This is a genomic window from Algibacter sp. L4_22, assembly GCF_023473045.1.
Classification (GTDB): Bacteria; Bacteroidota; Bacteroidia; order Flavobacteriales; family Flavobacteriaceae; genus Algibacter.
Genome location: NZ_JAMCOK010000003.1, coordinates 314,537 through 331,479, shown reverse-complemented (window position 1 = coordinate 331,479; position 16,943 = coordinate 314,537). Strand labels below are relative to the sequence as shown.

At 31.9% G+C, this 16,943-nt stretch carries 12 protein-coding genes; 6 read left to right on the top strand and 6 right to left on the bottom strand.

Annotation, left to right across the window (positions count from 1 at the left end; all coding sequences use genetic code 11):
• The first annotated feature begins 23 nt into the window (after positions 1-23).
• Entirely contained in the window at positions 24-1,094 is a 1,071-nt protein-coding gene (locus M4I23_RS09545) for a mannose-1-phosphate guanylyltransferase (protein ID WP_158844111.1), read from the top strand.
• 31 nt (positions 1,095-1,125) lie between these two features.
• Positions 1,126-2,583 carry a DUF389 domain-containing protein gene (locus M4I23_RS09540; protein ID WP_158844109.1) on the top strand — a complete coding sequence of 486 codons (1,458 nt, stop codon included), beginning with the start codon at positions 1,126-1,128 and terminating at the stop codon, positions 2,581-2,583.
• Positions 2,584-2,628: 45 nt separating this feature from the next.
• On the opposite strand, the gene M4I23_RS09535 is transcribed toward M4I23_RS09540, so the two are convergent.
• Both M4I23_RS09535 and M4I23_RS09530 read right to left on the bottom strand, forming a co-directional pair.
• Positions 2,629-3,396: an ABC transporter ATP-binding protein gene (locus M4I23_RS09535; RefSeq protein ID WP_158844107.1), complete on the bottom strand. Its 768-nt coding sequence runs from the start codon at positions 3,394-3,396 to the stop codon at positions 2,629-2,631.
• Positions 3,393-4,133, bottom strand: a complete 741-nt coding sequence (locus M4I23_RS09530; RefSeq protein ID WP_158844105.1) for an ABC transporter permease — start codon at positions 4,131-4,133, stop codon at positions 3,393-3,395. Before M4I23_RS09530 ends, M4I23_RS09535 begins: the two co-directional genes overlap by 4 nt.
• A 105-nt stretch (positions 4,134-4,238) precedes the next feature.
• On the opposite strand from M4I23_RS09530, the gene pafA reads away from it, so the two are divergent.
• Positions 4,239-5,876, top strand: a complete 1,638-nt coding sequence (pafA, locus tag M4I23_RS09525) for an alkaline phosphatase PafA (RefSeq protein WP_158844103.1) — start codon at positions 4,239-4,241, stop codon at positions 5,874-5,876.
• Positions 5,876-6,685, top strand: a complete 810-nt coding sequence (locus tag M4I23_RS09520) for a DNA/RNA non-specific endonuclease (protein ID WP_249754236.1) — start codon at positions 5,876-5,878, stop codon at positions 6,683-6,685. Before pafA ends, M4I23_RS09520 begins: the two co-directional genes overlap by 1 nt.
• Before the next feature lie 94 nt (positions 6,686-6,779).
• Here M4I23_RS09520 and M4I23_RS09515 read toward each other — a convergent pair whose 3' ends face one another.
• Positions 6,780-12,875: an alpha-2-macroglobulin gene (locus M4I23_RS09515; RefSeq protein ID WP_249754235.1), complete on the bottom strand. Its 6,096-nt coding sequence runs from the start codon at positions 12,873-12,875 to the stop codon at positions 6,780-6,782.
• A gap of 140 nt (positions 12,876-13,015) precedes the next feature.
• Between M4I23_RS09515 and M4I23_RS09510 the strand changes: the two genes are divergently transcribed.
• Positions 13,016-13,969 carry a lipopolysaccharide assembly protein LapB gene (locus M4I23_RS09510; protein WP_249754234.1) on the top strand — a complete coding sequence of 318 codons (954 nt, stop codon included), beginning with the start codon at positions 13,016-13,018 and terminating at the stop codon, positions 13,967-13,969.
• On the opposite strand, the gene M4I23_RS09505 is transcribed toward M4I23_RS09510, so the two are convergent.
• The 3 genes from M4I23_RS09505 to M4I23_RS09495 all read right to left on the bottom strand — a co-directional run bounded on the left by M4I23_RS09505 (position 13,970) and on the right by M4I23_RS09495 (position 16,317).
• Positions 13,970-14,962 (bottom strand): DUF6695 family protein, encoded by a 993-nt coding sequence (locus tag M4I23_RS09505; RefSeq protein WP_158844095.1) that lies wholly within the window; start codon positions 14,960-14,962, stop codon positions 13,970-13,972.
• Positions 14,955-15,680 carry an NRDE family protein gene (locus M4I23_RS09500; RefSeq protein WP_158844093.1) on the bottom strand — a complete coding sequence of 242 codons (726 nt, stop codon included), beginning with the start codon at positions 15,678-15,680 and terminating at the stop codon, positions 14,955-14,957. The genes M4I23_RS09505 and M4I23_RS09500 overlap by 8 nt, the downstream gene beginning before the upstream one ends.
• A gap of 124 nt (positions 15,681-15,804) precedes the next feature.
• Entirely contained in the window at positions 15,805-16,317 is a 513-nt protein-coding gene (locus M4I23_RS09495) for a lactoylglutathione lyase family protein (protein ID WP_158844091.1), read from the bottom strand.
• Between the two features lie 119 nt (positions 16,318-16,436).
• Here M4I23_RS09495 and M4I23_RS09490 point away from each other — a divergent pair, with 119 nt between their 5' ends.
• A complete protein-coding gene (locus M4I23_RS09490; RefSeq protein ID WP_249754233.1) occupies positions 16,437-16,748 on the top strand; it encodes a helix-turn-helix domain-containing protein in 312 nt (103 codons plus the stop codon).
• The last annotated feature ends 195 nt before the right edge of the window (positions 16,749-16,943 follow it).

The window sequence follows — 16,943 nt, the reverse complement described above, 5'->3', positions numbered from 1 at the left end:
TTCTAGCACAAATAAAGTAGAAAATGAATAAAAATTATTATGCCATATTGATGGCAGGCGGAGTTGGATCTAGGTTTTGGCCTGTTAGTACAAGTGATTTTCCAAAACAATTTCACGATATGCTCGGAACTGGTGATACACTTATTCAAAAAACATTTCAGCGTCTATCACGATTAATTCCTAAGGAAAACATATACATATTAACAAACGAGCGCTATAACGATTTGGTTTTAGAACAGCTTCCAGAAGTAACTCAAAAACAAGTAGTTTTAGAGCCAGCCATGAGAAATACAGCACCTTGTATTTTATATGCATCTTTAAAAATTCAAAAAGAGAATCCGGATGCTTTAATGATTGTAGCTCCAAGTGATCACTGGATTGAAGATGAACAAACGTTTTCAAAAAATGTAGAAGAAGCTTTTAATTATTGCTCAGAAAATGATGCGTTAATGACGTTAGGAATTCAACCTACATTTCCAAATACAGGTTTTGGTTATATTGAATTCGATAAAGATTCAACTAAAGTTATTAAACCAGTAAATCAATTTAGAGAAAAACCAGATTATGAAACGGCCAAAGCATTTATTGCCCAAGGTAATTTTTTATGGAACGCAGGTATTTTTATGTGGAGTGCAAAGAGTGTTTTAAAAGCATTTAAAAATAATCAGCCAGAATTATATCAGTTATTTGAATCTGGAATTCCAGTTTATAATACCGAATTGGAAGAGGATTTTATAAAGGAAAATTACCCGAAAGCAGAAAACGTATCGGTAGATTATGCTATCATGGAGAAATCTAAAAATGTTTACGTGATAGGGGCAGAATTTGATTGGAACGATTTAGGAACTTGGGGAAGTTTATACGATAAACTTGATAAGGATGAGGATGATAATGCTATTTTAAATTCTAAAAGTTTAGTAGAAAATGCTAAAGGTAATATGATAAGAACTAAACTTGGTAAAAAGGTGATTATCGATGGTTTGGACAACTATATAATAGTGGATAATGATGATGCTTTATTAATTTACCCTAAAAGTAAAGAACAAGATATAAAACTAGTTTTAAAAAGGCTTAACGAAAAGCATGGCAACTAAAATTTAAAAGTTTTTTGCAAATTAATAAACCATGGAAGAACATAAATTCAATTTTTCTGAAGAAGAGATTCAAGCAAAAAAAAATCAAGATGTTGAGGAATCTAAAAAAGCTGTAAAGAAAGACGCAGAAGGATTATTTAAGAGCATTAAGGTGTTTTTTAAAGAATTGTTAGATTTCCGTGAAGATACAGACCGGGATGCAACAATTGAAGCTATTAAAGCCGATATTCCTTTTAAGGGCGCTACGGCATGGATTTTAATTTGTTCTATTTTTGTCGCTTCTATTGGGTTAAATGCCGATTCAACCGCTGTTGTAATTGGAGCCATGTTAATTTCTCCTCTTATGGGGCCTATTTTGGGAATAGGTTTATCCATTGCCATAAACGATATTGATACCTTAAAAAAATCGTTAATAAACCTAGCAACCATGATTGTGCTAAGTTTATTAACGGCATTTTTGTTTTTTAAGTTTTTCCCGTTAGGAAATCAAGAAACTTCAGAATTATTAGGTCGTGTAAAACCCGATATTCGTGATGTACTTATTGCTTTTTTTGGTGGTTTGGCGTTAATTATTGCGCGTACTAAAAAAGGAACCATTGCTTCGGTAATCTTTGGTGTTGCTATTGCTACAGCATTAATGCCACCTTTGTGTACAGCTGGTTATGGCTTAGCTCATGGTAATTTTACCTACTTTTTAGGAGCCATGAATTTGTTTACCATCAATACTATTTTTATTGCTTTGGCAACATTTCTTGTACTTAAAGTATTAAGGTTTCCTATGCTTAAATATGCTAATTCTGCCAAAAGAAGACGAACGGCTAGATTTGCGTTGTTGGTAGCGTTGGTTGTCATGATTTATCCAACCATAACTTTTTTAAGAGTATTGAAGAGTAGTGGTTATGAGAATGATTACAACAATTTTATTTCAAATGAAATTAAAATGAATCGAGAATTATGGTTTCAAAATGGAACATTAGATTCAAACGAAAAAAAGATAACACTTTATTTTAATGGTGAAATAACGGATGCAACAGAATCCGATTTGAGAAATGAAGTTAAAAGTTACTCAAAAATTAGTGATTTTGAATTAGTGATTTTTGGTAATAAAAATAGAAGTTTTGATAAAATATCTGATGCTTACGATAGAGCTATTGAGGATTTAGATGAAAAAGATCATGTTATTTCTAGTTTAAGAGCAGAAATTGATGTGATACGAGAAGAACTTCGTGTTGTAAATGCAGAGAAAAACACGGTGTCTTTTACTAATCTTTCGCGCGATGCAAAAGTTAGGTTCAACGATTTACAGTATTTTAGTTACGCAAAAACTCTTGAATCTAAAGATTTTATAAATACAGATACTTTAGATGTTGCTACTGTAAAGTGGAGCGAATCACTAAATGATAGCTTGGTAATTATAAAAGAAAAACAACTTGGAGATTGGTTAAAACAAGAGCTTAAAACAAAGGTTGTAATTATAAAACGAAATTAATTAATATTAACTGTTTTTAGAAGTAGAATAGGATGATTACAATTTTCAACTATTCTCTTCTAAGTACATTTTACGAACTTTTTTAAATAAGTTTGATGAATACACAAAATCGGTAACTACCTCGTTATCGGTTCTAAAAATGTTATCCTTAGAGCCTTCCCAAGCTTTTAAACCATCTTTTAAAAATACGATTTTTTCACCAATTTCCATAACCGAATTCATATCATGCGAATTTATTACGGTTGTTATTTGGTATTCATCTGTAATTTCTTGAATTAAATTATCAATTACAATAGCTGTCTTTGGGTCTAATCCCGAGTTAGGTTCATCACAAAATAAATACCTAGGTTTGTTAACAATAGCACGAGCAATTGCGACACGTTTTTGCATACCGCCTGAAGCTTGACTTGGCATTTTTTTATGCGCATCATCTAGGTTTACACGTTTTAAAACAAAATCTACACGATCTTCCATTTCGCTTTTACTTTGTTTGGTAAACATTTGTAGTGGGAACATAACGTTCTCGGCAATTGTCATAGAATCAAACAAGGCGCTTCCTTGAAAGACCATACCAATTTTTGCGCGCATATTTCGCTTTTCATCCTCTGTAAGTTGAGCAAATATTTGGCCATCGTAGGCAATACAGCCTTCTTCATAATCAAATAAACCCAATAAACATTTTAAAAATACGGTTTTACCCGATCCACTTTGCCCAATAATAAGGTTGGTTTTTCCTTTTTCAAAAGTGGTGGAAATCCCTTTTAAAATATGCGCGTCTCCAAACGATTTATGTAAATCTTTGACTTCAATCATGAGCTTAACAGCATTTGGGTTAGTAAATAATTTAAAAGAATTATGGCAACACTAGTCCAAACAAACGATGTGGTACTTGCTTTTCCAACTTCCAAAGCACCACCTTTCATATAATATCCATGAAAAGAAGGAATCGTTGCTAGTAAAAAAGCAAACACAAACGTTTTTATAAAAGCATAAGTAATATGAAACGGTATAAAATCCATTTGTATTCCAGTAGTATAATCTTCCAAGGAACTAAAACCTCCAAAAACGCAAGCTGCCATTCCACCAAGAATACCTAAAAACATAGCAATTGATATTAAAAAAGGATATAGCATTAAAGAAATAAACTTAGGAAAAACTAAGTAGTTTAATGAGTTTATACCCATAACTTCTAAGGCGTCGATTTGTTCGGTAACTCGCATGGTTCCAATGCTGGATGTAATAAAAGATCCTACTTTACCAGCCATAATTATCGAAATAAATGTTGGTGCAAATTCTAATATAATAGATTGTCTTGTTGCAAAGCCAACTAAATATTTTGGGATTAATGGATTATCAATATTTAAAGCCGTTTGTATGGTAACAACACCACCAACAAAAAAGGCAATAAAGGCAACAATGCCAAGCGATCCAATGATCAAGTCGTCAATATCTTTTAATATTAATTGCTTCATTACAGCCCATTTTGTTGGCTTGCGAAACATTTCGACAATCATTAAAAAATAAGCTCCTATATTATGTAGGTACGTCATATCTAAATTTGAAGTGCTAAAGTAAAAAAAGTTACTCGGATTTAACGATTATTTTAAATTAACATGTTTTTAAAATATGTATTTTTGAGCCTTAAACCTATTATAATGAATAAAAACATTTTTCTTTTAGCTGTAGTCCTTGTGTTGGGCTTGTCGACTAAAGCACAAAACAAATCTGATGAGTCTAATCCAAAACTAGTAGTTGGAATCGTGGTAGATCAAATGCGTTACGATTATTTAACAAGATTTGCTAATAGGTACGGCGAAGGAGGTTTTAAGCGTATGATGAATGAAGGCTTTAATTGTAAAAACAATCATTTTAATTATGTACCAACTTATACAGGTCCTGGTCACGCTTCAATCTATACTGGAACTACACCAAAATATCACGGTATTATTGCAAATAATTGGTTTGATAAGGAATTGAAAACTATGGTGTATTGCGCTCAAGACGATTCAATGGAATCCGTAGGCACCAAAACGGATGCGGGAAAAATGTCTTCGCAACGTATGAAAACAACAACATTTGCTGATGAAAATAGATTGTTCACGCAAATGCGAGGAAAAACTATCGGTATTTCAATTAAAGATCGTGGAGCCATTTTACCTGCAGGACATACAGCGAATGCTGCATATTGGTTTCAAGGAAAAAATGAAGGGAATTTTATTTCTAGTACATTTTATATGAATGAATTACCAAAATGGGTAACAAAATTTAATTCATCAGGTAGTGCAAAATCATATCTTAAAACATGGAATACTTTATATGATATTGATACTTATGCTGAAAGTGGAAATGATTTAAACGATTTTGAAGGCGGATTTAAAGGAAAAGAAACAGCAACATTTCCTTATGATTTAGATGAGTTAAAAAAGACAAACGGAGGTTATGATATTTTGAAAGCAACAGCTTATGGAAATAGTTTAATAGCAGATTTTGCCTTAGCAGCCCTAAAAGGCGAAGATTTAGGAAAAGATGAATTTACAGATGTTTTAACAGTTAGTTTTTCTAGTACCGATTATGTTGGTCATAATTTTGGTGTTAATTCTAAAGAAATTGAAGACACGTATTTACGTTTAGATAAAGATTTAGAGCGTTTCTTTAAAGGATTGGATGCAGAAGTTGGTAAAGGAAATTATACGGTATTTTTAACCGCAGATCACGGTGCTATTAATGTACCCGCTTATATGAAATCTAAAAAAATTCCAGCTGGATATTTGAATAATAAAGCGATGAGAACAAAGTTGGAAGCATTTATGAAAACAACTTTTAACTCTGGAGATTTAATTGAAAACATAAGTAACAATCAAATATTTTTGAACCGTGAAAAAATTAAAAGCTTAAACTTAAATTTAGAAGATGTTCAAGATGTTGTAGTTAATGAAATAATTAATTATACTAATGTTTATAAAGCATACACAGCAACAACAATGGGGAAAGCTTCATTTACTGTAGGGATTGAAAAATTACTTCAAAATGGATATAATCAAAAACGATCTGGTGATGTTTTAGTTCTTCAAGATCCGGCTTATATTTCCTACGGAAAAACGGGTTCTACACATGGTAGTGGTTTAAATTATGATACACATGTGCCTCTTTTATTCTTCGGAAAAGGTATAAAACATGGAAAAACAGTTAAGAAAACTGAAATTACAGATATTGCACCAACCATTTCAGCATTACTAGATATTAATGCCCCTAATTTTACAATTGGTGAACCTTTAGAATTTGTTTTAGAATAATGAATAAAAGGAAGTTATTATCTATCGCTGCCGCTATTATTCTTGTAGTAATTTATGGTTATGAGCATTTTTTAAATGAAGAAGAGAAAACCGAAATTATAACCGAAGGCAGGCAGTCTAAATCGGATACCAACGAGTATTTTTTACCAACAAGTACTACAGGGCAAATTGTGCATCATGATGGGTATTCACTTTCATATAGTGAGCCTTTTGAACAAGCAGAATGGGTGGCTTACGAGTTAAAGAAATCACACTTATCTAAAAACGATTTTAAACGACCGTATTTTGAAATTGATAAAGCGGTAAATACAGGAGCGGCAGATTGGCGTAATTATAAAAAATCGGGTTACGATCGTGGGCATCTTTGTCCTGCGGGAGATAGACGTTATACTAAAGAAGCTTACGATGAGACTTTTTTAACAAGTAATATTAGTCCGCAGAAACATGACTTTAACGCAGGAATTTGGAATACTCTAGAACAAAAAGTGCGTTATTGGGCAAGTAAATACAATGGTATTTTTGTTGTTACTGGAGGTGTTTTAAAAGGGGACATGAAAACCATTGGTGACGAGCATGTTGCTGTTCCAAATCAGTTTTATAAAGTTTTAATCGATAATAATTCGGGTAAAACTAAAATGATAGCATTTTTAATGCCTAGCGTAGAGTCTAAACAACCTTTATATAAGTTTGTTGTATCTGTAGATGAAGTTGAAAAACTTACAGGAATTGATTTCTTTCCAGAGTTAGAAGATAGTTTAGAAAATAAATTAGAAGCTTCTAGTAGTTATAAGAACTGGAGTTTTAATTAAAGTGTTGAGTATTTGTTATAACAGAAATCTCATAAAATAAAAATCCCCTTCAAATTTTAAATTTGAAGGGGATTTTTATTTTTTATTAAGTTTCTTACTCTACCACAACTCGTACACCCTCACTATGGCTGCTAAATTCTGGAGCATACATACTTTGTATCGTTGTGATGCCATTGCTCATATTTCCGGCGTTATTGACGCGCAAATCATATTCAAAAACGTAAACACCTTTTGGTAAATAATCGAAAAAGAAGTTTGTACTGGCATCTTTAGTACTTTCATAATAGCCTAAACCATCTTGCCATTTGTAAGTTGAGATTACATTTATAGGTTCAAAACCGGCGGCACGCATATCTTTCATATGTATAAATTCCATCGCTCGGTCGCTTCTAAGTTCTATTCGAACACGAACTAAATCTCCAACTTTTAAATGTGTGTTTTTGTTAATTTCAGAAATTTCTTCACCAGTATCAGTATTCGTTTTTAAGAATAGTTTTTTATTCAATTTAAGAGGTGTTTCAGCAGAAGTAATTTTATCTAAATCTTCGAAATATTGCCAGTATAAACTACCCCAGGCAATACCTGCTCCTTTTTTAGAAATACTAACTTCTCCCATTTCCGGTTTAATTTCCGAAGTATTCCAAGATGTTTTATAGTAACCCGTTCCGGCTTCAACTTTAACATCTTCTAGTTTTGATGGTTCAATTTTTTGTCCGCCTAAAACAATGTCGACAGCATCGGTTACACTTAACCAATCGCTACCTTGCAGTAATAAAGCATACACGGCATCGGTTGTAGATTTGGTAGTTTTCCAACGATTGGTTTGCTTGTTTTTAAGTAACCAGATTTTTAAATTATCAATTGTTTCTGTATCGTTTTCTATTTCCGAAAAGGCTTCAATTAATAAAGCCTGTGTTTCAATTGGTGCTTGATACCAAAACCATGAATTGGTGTTTGCTTTCCAATACATGCCTAATTCTTCCGAAGTAATACTCGTTTCTTTTAGCGATTTTATAATTTTGGAAGCCATAACGGGAGCATTATTTCTATGAGAAATAAGAGACATTAGGCCTTTAGCATAAAGCGAGCGACTTAACCAATATTTCTCAATTTGTGTTCCATAATATTTGATAATTGTTTCAACTTCTTTAGATTTTTTAATGTTAGGGTAGAAGCTTCGCATGTATAAATAATGCAATTGTGTATAACTTAAATGGTCTAAGTTTAGATCCATGTTCTTATCATATTTTCTGATGTCATTATATTCCTGAACAAATTCATCATCTAAATAACTAATGGCTTTTAAAATCATTTCAGAAGTTTTTCCGCTAGGGTCTACAACAGAAAGTTGTTTTAAATGGCCAAAACCTGTAATAATATGTTGTGTAATGTATCGATTTTCGCGACCGCCTTTAAACCAAGCCCAAGCACCAGAATTCATTTGATTGACTTCTAGTTTATTAATAGCCGATTGCAACTCGTTATTCATTTTATTTAAATCGAATAATAAAGCAATACGTTTTTTCTGTTCCGTTTCGTTTTGCGCATCACGTAACCAAGGCGTTTCTTGAATTAGAATAGATTTTAAATCTTCATTTTTTTCTAAGTTAGAAAGTAAGGCATCGGTATTTCTCCATTGATTAAAAACGTCTTGAATTCTTGGGTTTGAGTTTGCAATGTGGCTCGCCAAAGCATTCGCATAATAACGGCTAAAAGTTTGCTCGTTACAATCGTATGGATATTCCATTAAGTAGGGTAGTGCTTGTACAGCATACCAAGCCGGGTTGGAGGTTACTTCTAAAGTTAGTTTATGGTTTTTTAAAGTGGTAGAGTTATTGTTTTTCAACTTATCTAATGTGAATGTTTTAGTTTCATTGCTTCTTACCCACATTGGTAATGTTTCGGTAACCAATATACGGTTGCTTAATACTGGCAAAGCATTTTGTTCACCATCGCTATAATCTCCAGATTTTGCTACAATTTTATATTGAACAGCTTGCACATTTTCTGGAATGGTTAAACTCCACGTTACTTGCGTGTTTCCTGCAGCATCGACTTTGAAGTTTTTGCGAGCATCAGCAATTCCTAAATCGGTATTAATATCTTTTCCTGTTAAAGCATCTGTTAAAAATAATTTAGCCTGACCAGAAAGTTCTTTTTCTGTAAGATTTGAAATTTTTGTGCTAATTGAAATTTTATCACCTTCACGTAAAAAGCGTGGCGCATTTGGTGTAATCATTAGTTCCTTTTGGGTAACTGTAGTTAATGTTTTTGTGGTGCTTTCTAATGTTTTTGTGTGTGCTAGCAATTGCAATTTCCATTGGGTTAAAGCTTCGGGTGTATTGAAACTGAAACTTATATTTCCATCTTCATCAGTTTTTAGCTGTGGAAAAAAGAAAGCCGTTTCTTGGAGGTTTTTACGGATTTGTACTGTGTCGAAATTTTCGTTTTTTTCTGAAAGAGTATCTGAATTTACTTCTGTTACGGCTCCTGTAATATCACTTTTCCTCTCAGTTCCATAGCCAACAATTACAGTGTCATCTAAATTAGACATTTCGCTTTCCATTACCATTTCGGGAGCAGGCATTTTTTCTCTATTTAATTGCACACCTGCAACACGGCCACTTAGTTTTTTAGCTACGCTTGCCATACCACGAATCATGATGTTCTGGTTTTGTCTACCAAAATTAAAACCAAACCAATCCAATTGGTCATAATATTGTTCAGGATATCTTGCATTTATGTAGTCATTATAAACTCTAAAATGACTCGTACCAAAACTTGTTTGCGCTCGACTATTATTTTGGGTGTAATATATTGGGTTTTGAATTGGGTTGAAATTCCAAGCATGTCGTTTAAACTGGTCTAGAGAAGCATCATACATACTCGCTAAAATCTCTGCACTTACTTTCTCCCCTTGTGGACCTTTAATTTTAAATTGCCAATTTTCTTCTATTCCTGGTTGCAGTTTATCTCTAAAAGTTACCGTTTCAATTTCTAAATTAGATTTTGGGTATGGCACGGAAATCGCGACCGAACCAGATTGATAACTATTAAATGCGGCAAAGCTATAGTTTACAGTAAAACCGCCTAAGTCGTTTTTTGTAACAGGAATCGTTATGCTTTTTTTATTGTTATTAAGTTGAATAATTTCAGATTTAGTAATTTCTCCATCCTTTTCAATAGACACTGTAACGTTAATATTTTCAGCTGCAGAAGCGAACGTTAATTTAGTTTTTTCTCCAATACTGTATTGATCTTTGTCTGTCGAAACACTAAATAATTGATGGTCTGCCAAAGTTTTATCAGAATAACTGAATAATGTTGTTTTAATTTCATCCTTTACAGGTTGTCCAAATTTATCTTCACTTTCTAAAGTAATTAAATATTGACCCGACTGCCATTTTTTAATAGTTCCTAACGGAAGGGTTTTAGCCGTTTTAGTATTAAAGTCTTTTTGAAAAACTAAGTCACCCTTTTTCCAGTTTTTCGAATTGTCTTCATCTTGAAAAGCATCGTGTGGAAATAAGGTTTTAAATGCTTCTGAAGACATATCTTGATAATCGGGTACTTCCCAAGGACGTGTTCTTAATACTGAATTTGGTGACTTCAGCTTATAAATTTTGATAGAACCTTTAGCATCAATAAATTCACCGTTAAGGTTTTTTGTGTCAATATTAATAAGATGATCTTTTTCAGTTTTATCTAAAACAGAATCAACACTCAAAGTCGCTATTAAGGCATGGTATCCAACATTGATAACCGTTGTTGCACTTCTAGTTTCTCCATTTAAATCTGTTACATCGGCTGTAATTTCATACTTAAAAACGGGTAAGCTCGATTTATCTATACTTTGATCTGGTTGTGCTTTAAATTTAATTTCAAATTCACCTTTATCATTGGTGGTTGTTTCTCCATGCGTTATTTCTTGTGGTTCGCTATTAAAATACGGACGATACCAATAATACCAGTTCGGGTATTGTACTTTTCGTTGCACACGATAAACCACCTTAGCATCGGTAATATTACTGCCTGCGAACGCTAAGGCTTTACCTTTAGCGTTTATTAAATCGTTAATTTTATAAGTGTCTGTAACAGGGGTGAATTTAGTTTCAAACTTTGGACGCTTATATTCTTCAACCGAAAAATAAGCAGTGCTTCTTATGTCAATATTACCAGAACGGGATTTGATATCTATAAAATAAGCGCCATTTAGACCGGAGTTTGGTAGAATGAATTCTCCAGAAACAGACCCAAAATCGTTTGTCTTTAATTGTAGTTCTTTTACTTTTTCGTGATTAGTATTATATAGAACAACTTCTACGTCTTGATTATCTAAAACTTCAGATTTGTTATCTTCTGTTTTCATGGCGATGCCTTTAAAATAAACCGTTTGAGCTGGTCTGTAAATGCTTCTGTCTGTAAATAAAAATGATTTGTATGTTACTTTTTCTTCATTTTGAGTATAGCTTCTATTAATGTAATATTCACCAAAGTAGGCCAAATCATTAGTGGTTTTAATCTTTAATCGCACATTACGATACCAATTATTCCTTTTCTTTTCAATTTTAAATTCTCCTAAACTGTTTGTAGTGAAATACTCGGTTTTTGTTTCTTTTGTATAGTTTACATTGTAGTTGAATTCAATTTCGGCATTGGCAATGGGAGCGCCATTATTTCGGTCAATACATTGAAAAATATTGTGTTGTGGTGTTTGCGTTTCAACTAAAGCCGTATTTGTAACTTGTATGTTGGTAAATGCGAAGTTTTTTTTGCTGTTTTTTAAGGTTGATGCTACAATAATGTATTGGCCATTATCTAATTTTGGTACTAGTATTTCTGTGCTATGGTTTTGGTAATCTTTTTCATTTTTTAATGTGCTTTCCCAAGTTTTATAAGATGTTAATTTTTCAATAAACTCCCATTGATCTTCTTGATTATAAAGTGCGTTGAATTTCTCAAGCTGCTTATCACTTACTTTATAGGTTTTAAATTGAAGTTGATTTAAGTTTTTGTACCTAACTAAAATGCGAGTATCTTGTTGAACAGGTAAAAAACTTTCTGCAGTAATTTGAAGTTGAGCGCGTTCAATAATAGTTTTTAAAACCCTACATTTTTCAGCAGCTTTACTTTTTGAAAATTTAGAAATAACAGTATTACAAATTTCAATAGCTTCTTTAGCTTTCCAACGGTTAGTTTCTTTAGTTTTTGTTTGGTATTCTTGACTTTGCTGATTAAAAATTTGTGCAGTTTCAAAGGCATATAAACCAGATACTTCATGTGCTTTTAAGCGTTTGTTTTTATTTTCTAATGCATCTAGTAATAAGGCTTCATGATTATCAAAAGTAGCATGTTCATTTACAAATTTTAAGCGTTCTATATTTACATCAGCTAAAGCGAAAGGCGACGCATCTTTTAAATGAAACCGTATTAAATCTTTATAAATTTTTAAAGCGTTTAATTGAAGTGAAGTAGAATCTTTTGATGTTATTTTTAGTTCCGAAAATGGTTTGGCTTCGCTTAAATACGCTGTACTATCAATATCAAATTTGTACGCAGGCTTGGTAATATGTGTTTCATTAGTTTTATAAAAATCTAAAGCACTGTGATTTAAAAAATCAAAAAGTGTTGGTCTATAAAGCTTGGATTCGATTTGATTATTTAATAAAGCGTCATATTGTTCTAAACCTTCTTGTTGTAGCATTAATCCGTTTTTTAACGAATTCTGAAAATGCAAATGTGTTTCATTAAAAAGTGTTTGTAAATCCCAAGTTCTAAAATCGTTGGTATCTACTTTTTCGCTAGTTTTAGTTCTGTTATAAAATTTCCACCGGTTTTGTTTAAAATATTGCCAATATAAATTTGCTAAAATATTCTCCAAAACATTTTTAGTAGGAAATTTACTTTTGGAAATTTTAGATTTAAAATCATTAATAATATCGAGTTGAGCGTCCTCTTCTAAAACCATTGCAAACTTGCTTTTAAAAAGCATTGTTTTTATAGTTTGTGGATAGTTTTCGCTAGTTTTAGCAAGCTTTTCTATGTTTTCAACAACTTTTAATGCCGATTTAGGTAAACCTTCAGCTTCAAATTTATTAACTTCTTTCCATAACGTCTCGTAATCATGGTTTTGAGCTGAAGAAAAGTTTGAAAATAGTATAATCATTAAAATAGATATGGAATTTTTCATTGCGCTAAATTTGTCTCAAAAATATAAACAAAAGCCGTTCCAAAAAGTACTAATTGGTAAACGGTTTCGTTCATTGAGTGAAGTTAACCATTTTTAGAGTAAAGTAGAAAGTTTAACTTTGCGTTTTCGAACTAATTTATATGAATAAATTTTTAATTTTTCTTTTGTTACCTATTTGGGCTTTTTGTCAATCGTCTATTCAAGATTTTGAAACGATGATAGATAATAAGCAATACCAAGAAGTTGAGCCTTTACTTATTAAATATTTAGAAAATAATCCGAATAATCTGAAAGCAACCGAGTTGTTGGGCGATACTTTTGGCTATCAAAAAAAATGGGATGAAGCTATTGGAAATTATAAAAAATTAGTTGAATATAAACCTAATACAGCCAATTATCATTATAAATATGGAGGTGTTTTAGGGATGAAAGCACTCTCCGTAAGTAAGTTTACTGCGCTTGGATTAATTGGAGATATAAAAAGTGCGTTTTTAAAAGCGGCTGAATTAGATGCAAACCACATTGATACACGTTGGGCTTTGGTAGAATTGTATATGCAGTTACCGGGCGTTTTAGGAGGAAGTAAAAATAAATCTTTAAAATATGCGGAGGAACTTGAGATACTTTCTAAAGTAGATGGTTACTTAGCTAAAGGTTATGTTTATGAGTATGATGATGCCCCAGAACTTGCTGAGAAGTTTTATAAAATGGCTATAGTTGAAGGTGGTTCTTTAACTTGTTTTAATAAACTTACGGCTTTTTATGAAAAAGAAAATCGACCAAAAGATGCCATAAAAAACATTGAAGAAGCCGAAGGTAAACTTAAGAGAAACGCGTTGCATTATCAAATAGGAAAAGTTGCTGCTGAATATAACATTGAACTCGGTAAAGGAGAAGCTTGCTTAAATAGATATTTAGAAAATTACTCGGCTAAAGATGGCGTACCAAAAGCTTGGGCATATTATAGATTGGCCCAGATTGAGACGCATCAAAAGAACAAAGAAAAAGCTTTAAGGTATATTGATTTAGCAATTACTGAATTGCCTGAAATTGGAGTTTTTAAAGAACAAAAGGAAATTGTTTTGAGTCTTTAATTAATAAATTCTTTCGAACTTAAATACAGTTTCATTTTGTTTTACATGAAAGAATTGACAATTTGAATATGGAATAAATTGAAACGTTTTATCATGATTAAAAGCGTTATTTTCAATTTTAAAAAAAGCATCAACATCTATATTCCCGTAAGGAGAAACACGTCGAAATCTGTATTTTGAAACTTCGTCTGTTTTGTGAAGTTCAAACCAAGCTCCAGCTGCAATACCTGATAGCCACTGTGCATTTTTATGTAGGTTTTCTACAGGTTTTGGTATTAAAGTTCCAACTAGATTAACTTCGTGATTTTTAAGTTTATCTAAAAAACATCGTAAATTCTCGCTTTTTTGAGAACCTGTGAATTTTGAAATTTCTCCAGTTTCGGAAACTTCAAAAGGATGTTCTTCAGTATTGGAAAGTAGTACATTTCCAACCGTACTTGGTGTAAACCATTTTGAGTTTTCAATGTTTTTTTTCATATCGGGTTTTGTAACCGAAGCGATTAAAACATCGGAAACAAAGCGTGCGCAATTACTAGCATTTTTAATAAAGGCAGCATAACGAATAAAATGCTTGTTTTGCATCATGGTTATATGCTTTCTAGCCTTTTTATAGTCTATAACATTACAAACTGAAGCCACTAATTTGCCTTCACCATGTGTTATTTTTGGGTTTGTTGCTAAAAATTCTAAAATTCTATCTAAATTTTCGATTTTCCCATTTTTGATTTCAGCTTTTATAGGAAAATGTAATTCGTTATCAGTATACCTGCCACGTACACGACCATCTGGTTCTGGTGTTATGTAGCGACCAAAATCGTGATATTCTAAAACCCCTGTTTCTTTGTCAATTAAAACTAAAGCGGCGTGGCCAGCACGTAAATAATCTTTTTTTCCAACACCTATAAACCTTAAAAATGGAGAAAACCATTCTTTAGAAACTAATACAATAGTGTCAGGATAGGCGAGTGTTATAATAATTCCGGTATTATCCATTAACTATTTGTGGCGTTTTTAATGTTTTGTTAGAAATGCTTTGGTTGTGTAAACTTTCATAACGCATGTTTACACTATTATTTATTTTTTCAACTTGAGTTATACTTGTAGTTTTTATAGAGCCTCGATTCATAATAACACCAAAATTATCATTATCGGCACCTGCAGTTTTATGAAATTTTAAAATAGATTTTGCTGTTAATTTGTTTTCTTGTTTATAGTTTTCAAACCATTGTAAACGCTCTGTTTTCATGTCTGCGTTGTATAAAGTAGAAGACGACCAAATTTTAGGTTCTAAGGGTAGTTTTGTGAAATGTTTATTGCTACCATCCCAAACTAATTCGTAGAATTTCAACTGAGAATTCCAATCTGAAATTACAATAGTAAAAGGTTCAATATCTTCTAAATTATAATTCTCAATGCACGCTTCAATATTATCGGTAATAAGAAAGTCTTTAGCAATAACACCTCGGCTAAGTCTATATTTATCTTGTTTTTGGTGGTTTTTAAATCCGCCATTAAGCACACAAATAAGTCTGTTTTTTTCGCTAACTCCAATCCAAGTGCCACCTGCTAATTTATCTTTAGGAAATAGTAGGTTTGTATTTTCTATGTTATATAAATTGGGCTCAAGAGAAATTCGATTTGGTGCTTCATCTCTATTCGAGGTTAAAACAAAACCGTTATCGGTTGTTGGGAAAATAGTTACTGTACACATAAAAACTATAGTCTATAAACAGATTGGCAACTTACGAAAAAATGTTTCAAATTTTAAAATTTTGAAAGGCAAAAATAAAATTTATAGACTACAATAGGTTTGTATTCTACTGTTTTTCTTGCTCTTATTTTGTGTAAGCGCCAGAAGAATATGTTAATTCGTAGCTATGTGTATAGATTTCAAAAATAATTCCGAATGGATCTTCTACATAACACATTCTATATGGTTTATCATCTGGATAATATTCTCTAATAGGCATTCTTTGTTTACCTCCGTTTGCTACTACTTTGTCAACTAATGTTTCAATATCAGGGTCTTGAATGCAAAAATGGAAAAGACCAGTATTAAACGGGTTGAATTCTGGTGCTTCTTTAACGCCGTGAGGGAAACAGAATAATTCAATTCCAATACCATCAGATGTTGATAAGTGTGCAATTTCAAAGGTTTCCCAGTCTTCACCAAAAACATCAATACACATTTGCCCTATGGCAGTGTCATTTTCTTTTTTTATTTCGGAAGGTTCCATTATAACATACCATCCCATTACTTCAGAATAGAATTTCACGGCTTTTTTAATATCAGGAACTGTAATTCCGATATGTGAAAAAGATTTTGGATAATTTTTATTTTTAGTCATAATTCAAGTTTTATATTACAAACTTAACTTATATTAGTCATCTTGGCAATAACTTACTAAAAAGTATTATAGTTACTTAAACGAGTTAATTGTTGATTATTAATGTATTATGTTTAAAAATGAATAAAAATAATTATTGCCCGCTTAATTATACCATGACGTTAATTGGTACAAAATGGAAACCTTTAATTCTGTTTCATCTTTTAGAAGGAGCTTTGCGTTCGGGGATTTTACAGAAACAAATTATTGGTATTTCTAACAAAATGTTCACACAAACGGTTAGAGAACTAGAAAAAGATGGTTTAGTTGTTAGAAAAGTATATGCTGTGGTTCCTCCCAAAGTCGAGTACAAATTAAGTACACGAGGCAAATCTCTCGAAGGTATTTTAAGAAGTCTAGACCAATGGGGTGCTAACGATTTAAATAGCTAATTTTGATGCTTCTTTATATTGTTCTAAACTTACATTTTTTTAGGATTTAGGTTTAAAAGAGTTTAAATTTTTACTGCTATTTTTAAAATTAGTAATGATATGTGTGTTTTATGTTAAATTAACAACCTTTTAATAGTATTCCAATCAAATATATCATTTAAAAATTCTTAAATTTGTGCTGTATTTACTGAATAT